General features: G+C 72.7%; 8 protein-coding genes. 6 read left to right on the top strand and 2 right to left on the bottom strand.

The features are described 5' to 3' along the window. Positions 1-398, top strand: a 398-nt coding sequence (locus E1267_RS39380; protein ID WP_181957902.1) for a nitronate monooxygenase, incomplete at its 5' end; no start/stop codon positions are given. On the opposite strand, the gene E1267_RS39385 is transcribed toward E1267_RS39380, so the two are convergent. Further along, complete coding sequence (locus E1267_RS39385; RefSeq protein ID WP_132340696.1) at positions 395-1,204, bottom strand: crotonase/enoyl-CoA hydratase family protein; 810 nt, start codon at positions 1,202-1,204, stop codon at positions 395-397. The genes E1267_RS39380 and E1267_RS39385 overlap by 4 nt on opposite strands. Positions 1,205-1,382: 178 nt before the next feature. Between E1267_RS39385 and E1267_RS39390 the strand changes: the two genes are divergently transcribed. From E1267_RS39390 to E1267_RS39410, 5 genes are read left to right on the top strand one after another with little or no spacing between them, the layout of a single operon-like run. Then, positions 1,383-2,930 carry an acyl-CoA synthetase gene (locus E1267_RS39390; protein WP_132340697.1) on the top strand — a complete coding sequence of 516 codons (1,548 nt, stop codon included), beginning with the start codon at positions 1,383-1,385 and terminating at the stop codon, positions 2,928-2,930. Continuing rightward, positions 2,920-3,819: a Zn-ribbon domain-containing OB-fold protein gene (locus E1267_RS39395; RefSeq protein WP_246064567.1), complete on the top strand. Its 900-nt coding sequence runs from the start codon at positions 2,920-2,922 to the stop codon at positions 3,817-3,819. Before E1267_RS39390 ends, E1267_RS39395 begins: the two co-directional genes overlap by 11 nt. Beyond that, positions 3,816-4,835: a thiolase domain-containing protein gene (locus E1267_RS39400; RefSeq protein ID WP_132340699.1), complete on the top strand. Its 1,020-nt coding sequence runs from the start codon at positions 3,816-3,818 to the stop codon at positions 4,833-4,835. The genes E1267_RS39395 and E1267_RS39400 overlap by 4 nt, the downstream gene beginning before the upstream one ends. Then, positions 4,835-5,983 carry a thiolase domain-containing protein gene (locus E1267_RS39405; RefSeq protein WP_132340701.1) on the top strand — a complete coding sequence of 383 codons (1,149 nt, stop codon included), beginning with the start codon at positions 4,835-4,837 and terminating at the stop codon, positions 5,981-5,983. The genes E1267_RS39400 and E1267_RS39405 overlap by 1 nt, the downstream gene beginning before the upstream one ends. 44 nt (positions 5,984-6,027) lie before the next feature. Beyond that, positions 6,028-7,614 (top strand): acyl-CoA synthetase, encoded by a 1,587-nt coding sequence (locus tag E1267_RS39410; protein WP_132340703.1) that lies wholly within the window; start codon positions 6,028-6,030, stop codon positions 7,612-7,614. Positions 7,615-7,629: 15 nt separating this feature from the next. Here E1267_RS39410 and E1267_RS45025 read toward each other — a convergent pair. Further along, positions 7,630-11,053: hypothetical protein (locus E1267_RS45025; protein WP_165960054.1), on the bottom strand; the 3,424-nt coding region annotated here is incomplete at its 5' end.

Raw genomic sequence — 11,053 nt, forward strand, 5'->3', positions numbered from 1 at the left:
GGGCGGAGGGCGTGTGGACCGGATCCCTGTGGCTCACGGTCGAGGAGGCGGACACGCCGGAGATGGCCAAGCAGCGCATCCTGGCGGCCACGTCCAGGGACACGGTGCGCTCGCGCAGTTGGACCGGCAAGCCCGCGCGGCTGCTCAGGAACGAGTGGACCGAGGCGTGGGAGTCGGAGGAGTCGCCGGGCACGCTGCCGATGCCGCTGCAGTTCATGCTGGTGTCGGACGCGCTGCGCCGCATCGGCCGCTCGGACGTGTCGGAGCTGGCCACGTTCCCCGCCGGCCAGGTCATCGGCGTGACCAACCAGGTCAGGTCGACGAAGGACGTGGTGTTCGGGCTGCTGGAGGAGTACGCCGAGGCGCTGGAACGCCTCGGCCGCATCACCGGGGGCTAGCGGGCGCGATAGATGGGCGGACGCTTCTCGCGGAAGGCGAGGGTGCCCTCCTTGGCGTCCTCCGAGCCGATCACCGGCCAGCCGAGCTCGTCCGACACCTTCAGCGCCTCGGGCTCGGCCAGGCCGAGCGTGTCGCGGTAGGTGCGCAGGATCGCCCGCACGGCCAGCGGGCCCGCGGCGGCGACGTCCTCGGCCAGCTCGCGGGCGGCGGTGAGCGCCTGCCCGTCGGGCACCACCCGGTTGACCAGGCCCATGGACAGGGCCTCCGCCGCCGTGATCGGGCGGCCCGTGAGGAGCAGGTCCATGGCGTGGCAGTACGGGATCTGCCGGGCCAGCCGTACGGCGCTGCCGCCCATGGGGAACAAGGCACGTCGTGCCTCGAACAGGCCGAGCGTGGCCGACTCCGCCACCACCCGCAGGTCGGTGCCCACCAGCAGTTCCGTGCCGCCCGCGACCGCGTGTCCCTCGACGGCGCTGATGACCGGCTTGGTGGGCAGGTCCTCGCGCAGCAGCCCCTTCCAGTGGAAGTTGGGGATGCGCGTGGCCCTGGCCTGGACCGCCGGGTCGGTGGACTGTTGTCCCATGGCTTTGAGATCGGCCCCGGAGCAGAAGGTGCCATCGGCGCCGGTGAGGATCGCGACCCGGATCTCCGGCTCGGCCGACGCGTACGCCCAGGCCGAGGCCAGGCCGACCAGCATGTCCGAGGAGAGCGCGTTGCGGGCCTCCGGCCGGTTCATGGTGACGGTCAGGACGTGGCCGTCGCGTTCGACCCGGCAGTGGGGAGTGCTGATCGGCAGGAGCTCCACGGATGCCTCCGAATCTCGGTATCAAGCGCTTGCTACAAACTTTCGCCCCAGGATACGCTCCCCCCATCAAACGAGAACAGGTTCCTGTTTAGCCCCCGTGACGGAGCGGGGAAGGCGGCGGCATCGAAGCGACCGAACCCGCCTCCACGGCGTGGAGGCCCTGGACAGGGGGAAGTGCATGGGGACGCTCGGTTTCTGGAGGCTCGCGCAGGCCGATCCCGAGTGGATCGCTGCCGTGGATCCCGACGGTACGGAGCACCGCGCCGGTGACCTGGTCGCCCGCTCCAACCGGCTCGTGCACGGCCTGCGCGCCCTCGGGCTGAAACCCGGCGACGGCATCTGCGGCCTGGCCCCGAACGGAGCCGACGGTCTCGTCCTCTACCTGGCCGCGCTGCAGGCCGGGTGGTACTACACCCCGGTCAACTGGCACCTGACCGGCCCCGAGATCGCGTACATCGTGTCCGACAGCGAGGCGAAGGCCTTCTTCGTGCACCCGCGTTTCCTCCAGGAGGGGGCGAGGGGCGCCGAGGCGATCGAGCCCGAGCGCAGGTTCGTCCTGGGCGAGCGGGCCACCGGCTTCCGCCCCGCCCGCGAACTGACCGACGGGCAGCCCGGCACCGCGCCCGAGGACCGCACCGCCGGCGCCACCATGCACTACACCTCGGGCACCACCGGCAAGCCCAAGGGCGTCCGACGTCGCCTGAACGGGCTCGACCCCGACGAGTCGGCCGAGCTGATGACGGGGCTGCTCGGGTTGTTCGGCGTCACGCCCGGCCGCCCCAACGTCCACCTGGTGACCTCGCCGAGCTACCACACGGCGGTGACCCAGTTCGGCGGGACCGCCCTGCACATGGGCCACACACTCGTCTACATGGACCGGTGGGACGCCGAGGAGATGCTGCGGCTGTGCGAGCGGCACCGCGTCACCAGCTCCCACATGGTCCCGACCCACTTCAAGCGGCTCCTCGCGCTGCCCGAGGAGACCCGGGGCGCGTACGACCTGTCCTCTCTCAGGTGGATGATCCACGCCGCCGCGCCCTGTCCCGTCCCGGTGAAGTGGGCGATGCTCGAGTGGTGGGGCGACTGCGTGTACGAGTACTACGCGGCCACCGAGGGCGGCGGCACCCTGGCCACGCCCGAGGGCTGGAAGGCGCACCCCGGCACGGTGGGCTCCGCCTGGCCCATCAGCGAGTTGCTCGTCGTGGACGACCAGGGCGAGCCGGTGCCGGCCGGCACCCCAGGGACGATCTACATGAAGATGATGGGCGTGCCGTTCGAGTACAAGGGCGACCCCGGCAAGACCGCCGCCAACCGGCTCGACGACCACTTCACCGTGGGCGACATCGGATACCTGGACGAGGACGGCTTCCTCTACCTCTGCGACCGCAAGGCTGACATGATCATCTCAGGGGGCGCCAACATCTACCCGGCCGAGATCGAGAACGAGCTCATGGTCCACCCGAAGGTGGCGGACGTGGCCGTGTTCGGCATCCCTGACGAGGAGTGGGGCGAGCAGATCAAGGCCGTGGTCGAGCCCGCGCCCGGCGTCGAGCCGGGGCCGGAACTGGCCGCCGAACTGCTCGCGTCGCTGGAGGGCCGCCTGGCCAGGATGAAGTGGCCGAGGAGCGTCGACTTCATCGCGGAGATGCCCCGCGAGCCCAACGGCAAGCTGCTCAAACGCAGGCTACGCGCCCCGTACTGGGAGGGACACGACCGTGCCATCTGATCCGCTGGTCGCCCGGCACGTCCTGGAGTTCCCCGGCGGCTACACGCGCACCACGGGCCCCGTGATCGGCCGGTTCCTCAGCGAGTTGCGAGCCCGCCGCATCGTCGGGGTGCGCACGAAGGAGGGCAAGGTGCTCGTGCCGCCCCTCGAGTACGACCCCATGACGGGCGAGCCGGTCACCGGCGAGTTCGTCGAGGTCGGCCCGGCGGGAACGGTCACGACATGGGCGTTCGTGCCCGAGCCGCGCCCCGGCCACCCGCTCGACCGGCCCTTCGCGTGGGCGCTCATCAGGCTCGACGGCGCCGACACCGCCCTCGTGCACGCCGTGGACGCGAGTGACCCCACAAAGGTGCGGGCGGGCATGCGGGTCTGGCCCGTCTGGAACGACCGCCCCACCGGGCACATCACCGACATCGCGTGTTTCGTGCCCGAGGTCACCGAGATCGTGGCCGACGTACGCACCGAATACCGCCTCCAGGCGGGCGGCGCGCTCCGCGTCTTCCTGCGGGGCGTCGAACGCGGCGTGCTCCTCGGCGGCCGGTGCGACACCTGCGCCAAGGTGTACGTGCCGTACCGGCTGACCTGCCCCGAATGCGGCAGCGCCATCCCGGAGACGCTCGAACTCCCCGACACCGGGACGATCACCACGTTCGCCGTCAACAACCTGCCCGACCCGCGCGCCCCCGAGGTGCCGTTCGTGTCGGCGTACATCCTGCTCGACGGGAGCGACATCCCCATGATCGCCCTGATCGGGGACGTACCCGCACACGAGGTACGCCAGGGCATGCGCGTCAAGGCCGTGTGGGTCCCCGAGCACGAACGCACGGCGTCCATGGCGAACATCCGCTGGTTCGCCCCCACCGGCGAGCCCGACGTGGAGCAGCCATGAGAGACGTAGCCATCGTCGCGTTCGCCCAGACGCGGCACACGGACCGCGACACCGGCCTGACCGAGCCCGAGCTGATCCAGCCCGTGATCGACGAGATCAAGGAGCGCACCGGGCTCCGGCGCTTCGGCTTCACCTGCTCCGGAAGTTGCGACTACCTGGCCGGCGCCCCGTTCTCGTTCGTGTCGGCCCTCGACGCGCTCGCCGCCTGGCCGCCCATCTCCGAGAGCCACGTCGAGATGGACGGCGCCTGGGCGCTGTACGAGGCATGGGTGCGCCTCCAGCACGGCGACATCGACTCGGCCCTGGTCTACGGCTTCGGCAAGTCGTCGCTGGGCGATCTGGCGACGATCATGACCCTGCAGCTGGACCCGTACTATCTGGCGCCGCTCGGGCTCGACCAGCTCTCCTACGCCGCGCTCCAGGCCAACGCCGTCGGCGCGGACCGGGCCGAGCTGGACGAGATCATCAGGCGCGGCCGGGTCGACGGGCGGCGCAACCCGTACGCGCTGGACCTGCCCGACCCCGAGGGCGAGGACGTCGCGGTGCGGCCGCTCAGAAAGACGGACCTGCCGCCCGTCACCGACGGCGCCGCCGCGATCGTGCTCGCCACGGGCGACCTGGCGAGCCGGCTGAACCCCAGGCCCGCCTACATCCGGGGCATCGCCCACCGCACCGAGCCCCACTACCTGGGCATGCGCGACCTGGCCCGGTCGGCTTCCGCCGCCGACGCCGCGCGCGCCGCGGGAGTCGGCAAGGGCCCCGTCGAGGTGGCGGAGCTGCACGCCCGGTTCCCGCACGAGGAGGTCATCCTGCGGGAGGCGCTCGGGCTGCCCGGCGACACCGTGATCAACCCGTCCGGCGGCCCGCAGGCGGCCGACCCGGTCATGGCCACGGGGCTCATCCGCATCGGCGAGGCCGCGCGGCGCATCCACGACGGCGCCGCCCGCCGCACCGTCGGGCACGCCGCCGGCGGCCCCTGCCTGCAGCAGAACCTCGTCACCGTACTGGAGGGGTGATGGGAAACCGTTGTGCCGTCATCGGCGTCGGGCAGACGCGCTACCGCAGCAGGCGCACCGACGTGTCGATCGCCGGGCTCGTACGCGAGGCGGCGCTGAGAGCGCTGGAGGACGCCGGGCTGACGTTCAAGGACATCGACGCCGTCGTCATCGGCAAGGCGCCCGACCTGTTCGAGGGCGTGATGATGCCCGAGTCGTACCTGGCGGACGCGCTCGGCGCGGCGGGCAAGCCGATGATGCGCGTGCACACCGCGGGCAGCGTCGGCGGCTCGACGGCGCTCGTCGGCGCCTCGCTGATCCAGGGCGGGGTGCACGAACGGGTGCTGGTGGTGGCCTTCGAGAAACAGTCGGAGTCCAACGCCACCTGGGCGCTCTCCACCCACCTGCCGTTCAGCGCGTCGCTGGTCGTGGGCGCGGGCGGCTACTTCGCGCCGCACATCCGCGAGTACATGCGCGCGTCCGGCGCACCCGCCCACATCGGCACGCTCGTCGCGGTCAAGGACCGGCGCAACGCGCTCAGGAACCCGTACGCCCACCTGCGGATCCCCGGCATCGACCGGGCCATGGTCGAGTCCACGCCGATGCTCTGGGAACCCATCCGCTACCTGGAGACCTGCCCGTCCAGCGACGGCGCCTGCGCGATGGTGTTGTCGTCGGAGTCGGCGGTCACCGGCACCCCCGCCTGGGTGCACGGCACGGCCATGCGCTCCGAGCCCATCTTCCGCGCCGGACGCGACACGGTCAGCCCTCAAGCGGGCAAGGACTGCGCGGCCGACGTCTACCGCCAGGCCGGCGTCTCCGACCCGCGCCGCGACATCGACGTCGCCGAGGTGTACGTGCCGTTCTCCTGGTACGAGCCGATGTGGCTGGAGAACCTGGGGTTCGCGGCGCAGGGCGAAGGATGGAAGCTCACAGAGTCGGGCGCCACGGCACTCGACGGCGACATCCCGTGGAACGCCTCCGGCGGCGTGCTGTCCAGCAACCCGATCGGGGCGTCAGGGCTGATCAGGTTCGCCGAGGCAGCGCTGCAGGTGCGCGGGACAGCGGGCGAACACCAGGTGGACGGCGCCCGCACCGCACTCGGCCACGCCTACGGCGGCGGATCCCAGTTCTTCGCGATGTGGATCGTCGGACGCGACAAGCCCTGACCCTGCGGGGACACCCCGCATACCCCGAACGACGGAGGGTCGTCATGGAGTTCAACCACGCTGACCTGTTCGAAGGGCTCGCCGACACGATCGGGGACAGGACGGCCGTCGTCTGCGGCGAGGGACGGCGCACGTACGCCGAGCTCGACGCCGAGGCCAACCGGCTCGCCCACTACCTGGCCGACCTGGGCGTCCGGCCGGGCCAGCACGTCGGGATCCAGCTCTACAACGGCATCCCGTACGTCGCGGGCATGCTCGCCGCGCTGAAGATCAGGGCCGTGCCGATCAACGTCAACTACCGCTACGTCGAGGCCGAACTGCTCTACCTCTACCGCGACTCCGACATCAGGGCGCTGATCTACGACGTGGAGTTCGACCCGAGGGTGAGCGCGGTGGCCGGTGAAGCGCCGCTGCTCCAGCATCTGGTCGCGGTCGGCGGGTCGTCGGCGATCGGTTCCGCGGTGCCGTACGCGACGGCTCTCGAACGCGGCAAGCCCGAACGGGGCTTCCCGGCGCGCTCCGGCCAGGACGTGTACATCATCTACACCGGCGGCACCACCGGCCTGCCCAAGGGCGCGATGTGGCACGTCGAGGACCTGTTCATGGGCTTCGGCGGCGGCAACCCGTACGGCGAGCCGCGCGCCACCCCGCAGGAGGTCGTCGACGAGGCGGTCAAGGCCGCTCCGATGGTGATGATGGCCGCGCCGCCGCTCATGCACGGGGCCGCGCAGATGGCGACGTTCATCACCTGGTGGATGGGCTCCACCATGGTGTACGTACGCAAGTTCGACGCCCCCGAGGTGTGGCGGACGGTCGAGCGGGAACGGGTGTTCACCCTGAACATCACCGGCGACGCCATGGCCAGGCCGCTGGCGGACGCGCTGGAGGGCGGGGGCCACGACGTCTCCTCGCTCGTCGTGATCAGCTCGACCGGGGCCATCCTGTCGGGCGCCGTACGCGACCGGCTGCAGGAATTGCTGCCCAACGTCATGATCCTGGACAACTTCGGCTCCACCGAGTCCGGCTACACGGCGTCGGGCGTGGCCGGGTCCTCGCCGGAGAAGGGCCTGCGCTACCAGCCCAACGCCGTGGTCGAGCTGGCCGTGCTCGACGAGCGGCTGCGGCCCGTCGAGCCCGGCTCCGGGCAGATGGGGACGGTGGCGCGGTCGGGGCGGGTGGCGTTCGGCTACTACAACGACCCCGCCAAGACGGCCCGCACGTTCGTCACCGACGACGAGGGCACCTGCTGGCTGCTCACCGGCGATCTCGCGACCGTCGAGACCGACGGCACCGTGAACGTGTTCGGCAGGGGCTCGCAGTGCATCAACACCGGCGGCGAGAAGGTGTTCCCCGAAGAGGTCGAGGCGGTGCTGAAGGGGCATCCGTCGGTGTTCGACGCGGTGGTGACCGGGGTGCCGGACGAACGCTGGGGGAGCAGGGTCGCGGCCGTGGTCGAGCCGCGGGAGGGCGCCGAGCTCACGGAGGAGGAACTGGACGCGCACTGCAGGAAGCTGCTGTCGGGGTACAAGGTGCCGCGTTCGTACGCGTTCGTCGCGGAGATGGTGCGTTCACCGGCGGGCAAGGCCGACTACCGCTGGGCACGGGAGACGGTGGAGGGCGGCGGCGCGTGACGCCGGTCCGGGACGTCACGGGCGGGCGAGGCGGCGCAGTTCGTCCCTGACCGCCTTCGCCTCGTCGTCCCTGCCGGCCCGCTCCATGAGGCGCAGCCGGCCGTGCAGCACGTCACGCAGCAGCTCGGCCGGCCCTCCGTCGCGTTCGGTGACCATCAGGTCGTGGAGCAGCTGCGCCGAGACCCGCAGCGCGGCGTCGGCGGCGTCGTCCCTGGCCAGCTCCTCCTGACAGAGGCCGAGCCTGGCGTGCGCCACGGCCCTCGACATCGGGTCCCGCGTCACCTGCGTGGCCCGGTGGAAGACCAGCCCGGCCTCCAGCGCCCGGCCCGCCTCCATGAGGGCGTCGCCCAGCATCAGCATCGCCCTGGACAGCAGACCCACCAGCAGGGCATGCCCGGGACCGTGGCGTTCGAGTGCGGCGACCGCCTCCCGCAGCGGCTGGACGGCGTCGGCGGCCATGCCCTGCATCCTGAGCGCGGAGGCCAGCGTCAGGCACGCGCCCGCGCGGCCGGTGTACAGTGCCTGCGCGTCCATGCCCGCGGCCAGCAGCTCGTCGTAGACGGCGATCGCCTCACGTGCCCTGGCCTCCGCCTCTGTCCCGCCGTCCAGCCGCAGCAGGGGCAGCAGCTCCGAGCTCTGCGCCAGCGAGTCGGCGAGGATCGCCCGGTACGTGAGGTCGTCGGGGTGCCGCCTGGCCAGCGGGATCAGCCCTTCCACGAGCTCGTCGGCCTCGGCGAGCCGGCCGAGCATCAGGTGGCACCTGGCCAGGCGCTGCGTGGCCAGCGCGTGCTTGACGGTGCCGGGGGCGTACGCGGTCGTGGCGGTCCTGGCGTACTCCGCGGCCTCCTCGGCCCGACGCGACGCCAGCAGGTGGTCGGCTATCGTCGCGGCGGTCTCGGCGGCGTCCCGGGTGTCGGACAGCCGGGTGAACAGCTCCAGCGCCTCCACCAGGTGCTCCAGCGCCTCCTGGCTCCTCCCGAACCCCCGCAGCACCTTTCCGCGCGCCCGGATGGCCTGGGCCCGCACCCGCGTAAGCTCCTGCCCCACCACGGCGCCCCGATCGGGCGCGGCGCGGTCCAGTTCGGCGCGGTCCAGTTCGGCCAGGGACCAGGTGATCGCCTCCAGGGCGGCCTGCGGACGAGACAGCACGGTCAGGCCGGTACCGAGCCCGCAGTAGGTGGCGGCGGCGAGCCCGGGGTCGTCCAGCTCGTCGCAGAGGTCGGCGGCGCGCTCGCAGTATGCCAGGGCCTCGACGGCCCGGCCGTCTTCGAGCAGGCGGGCGGCGTAACGGTTCAGCACGTCGACCAGCACCGTGCCGGCGTGGCGAAGCGGGTCGTCCGGTCGTCCGGTGGCGTCGGCCGGTTGCCCGCCGAGAAGGTCGATGGCCTGCTCCATGACGGCGAGGTCGGCGGGGCCGAGCCTGGCGAGGGCGGCCAGCGCCAGGCCGAGCTCCGTACGGTACGCGTCCGATGCCGCGGCGAGGTTCCGGTGCACGCGTACGGCCAGTTCGGCGGCCACGCGCGCGGTCCCGTCGTCCCCAGCCCGCGCGGCCGTGTCGCTGAACCCCGACAGGCAGCGCCCGTACGCGGCGTGGAGCTCAAGGCCGGGGCCGTTCAGCGGCGCCTCGCGCTCAAGGGCGTCGGTGAACGCCGGCAGCGCTGGCAGCAGGTCCGCAATGTCGCCTGTGACATCGCCCAGGACCCCGACCAGTCGCTCCAGTACGTCCATCCCCGGCAACGGCCGCATGCCGAGAATCCGCGACCACAGGGCCGCACCGGCGGCGGGTCCGTCCTCCGCCCTGTCCAGCTCGGCCAGCGTGACCATGGCCGCAACGTGCACGTCGACGAGATCGGGCGGCACCCGGCCGTCCTCCGCCCACGACGACGCCCCTTGGGCGAGCTTTTCCCTGGCCGCCTCCGGCCGGCCGAGTTCGGCCAGGCACAGCCCGCCCAGCTCCAGGCAGGTGGCGGTCGGCAGGCCGGGGCCGTCGCCGGTCAGATCGAGTGCCCGGGTGACCGACTGCAGCGCGCCCTCGGCGTTCCGGCCGGCCAAGCGGATGCCGGCCTGGAGCCGCAGCGCCCCGGCGAGTGCCGGGGGAGCATGCAGCCCGTCCGCCACGAGCCCCTCGCACAGCCCGACCAGCCGGTCGGCGGCGGCCTCCGCGTCCGGCAGGCAACCGGCACGGGACAGCGCGACGGTCTCCAGGATGAGCAGCTCCGCCAACTCCGTCCGGAACGCGGCGCTCGTACCGGTATGCGGTTGGTAGGACTCGATCGCGGTCCGCAGGTGCGGGACGGCCTCCTTGTGGCGGCCGAGCCCCGCGAGCGAGCGGCCGAGCGCCGCCTCGACCATGCCCACGGCGATCGTGGCGGGCCGATCCGGTACGGGATAGCGCTGCAGCAGCTCGGCCGCCTGCGCCGCCAGCGCCAAACCGTCACCGGCCCGCCCCGCGTCCGCCCAGGCGCGGGCGAGCGTCGCCTGCGCGGCCAGGTAGGCGTGGATCTCCTCCGCCCCCGGCACGCCCGCGCTCTCGACCGACTGCCTGCACTCCGACAGGCGCCGTTCCGCACCGGCCACGGCCTGCTCGGGATCGCGGGCGACCATCGCCAGCAGCCAGGGCCGCCCGCCGCCGTGCCCGTCCGGCGCCGCACGCGTCCGCTTCAGCCTGGCCCGCACCCCGGCCACGAGCCCCGGACGACCGCCCTCGTACAGTTCGGCGGCGAGTCCTGGACGGTCGCCTTCGTACAGTTCGGCGGCGAGCTCCAGTTGCGCCGCGCCGTCGGCGGTCCTGCCGAGTTCGTCCAGGCACAGGCCGAGCAGCCGCCGGGCGTTCGCCTGCACTGCGGTGCGCTCGTCCGCCGCCAGGCACACGGCCTCCTGCAACGGGCCGAGCGCCCCCTTCGGCCGGTCGTCGGCCAGCAGCAACTCGCCCAGCGCCGGCAACTGCCCGGCCAGGCGGGCGCGGTGCTCGCCAGGGTCCAGCGCGGTCAGGGCACGCAGATGCCGTACGGCCTCCGCCGCGGTACGGGCGGCGGCGTCCAGGTCGTCCAGCCGCGCATGGAGCCTGGCCAGCAGGCTCGCGGTCTCCGCCAGCATGGACCGCAGCCCCGGCTCCTCGGCGGCCAGACCACGCAACCGTACGGCGGCCTCCCCCGCCGGGACCAAGGCGTCGGCCGGCTTGTCCCGCGCTTCCAGCCAGGCGGCGAGAAGGTGGAGCCGATGGGCGACGTCCCTGCTCGTCGGGGCCACGTGCTCGACGGCGGCGGTGACGGCCCTGGCGAGGTACGCGGCCAGCTCGGGCACCGCCGCGGGATCCGGCCCGTCGAACCGCATCATGGGCGCGGGCGCCGCGACGGCGTCCGTCGTCGGGAACTCCGTGCCGCCGACCGGAAAGCCGAACGGCCGCACACCGCCCCTCAGCCCCGGCGCCGACGACACC

The sequence above is a fragment of the Nonomuraea longispora genome (genome assembly GCF_004348345.1).
Taxonomy (GTDB): Bacteria; Actinomycetota; Actinomycetes; order Streptosporangiales; family Streptosporangiaceae; genus Nonomuraea; species Nonomuraea longispora.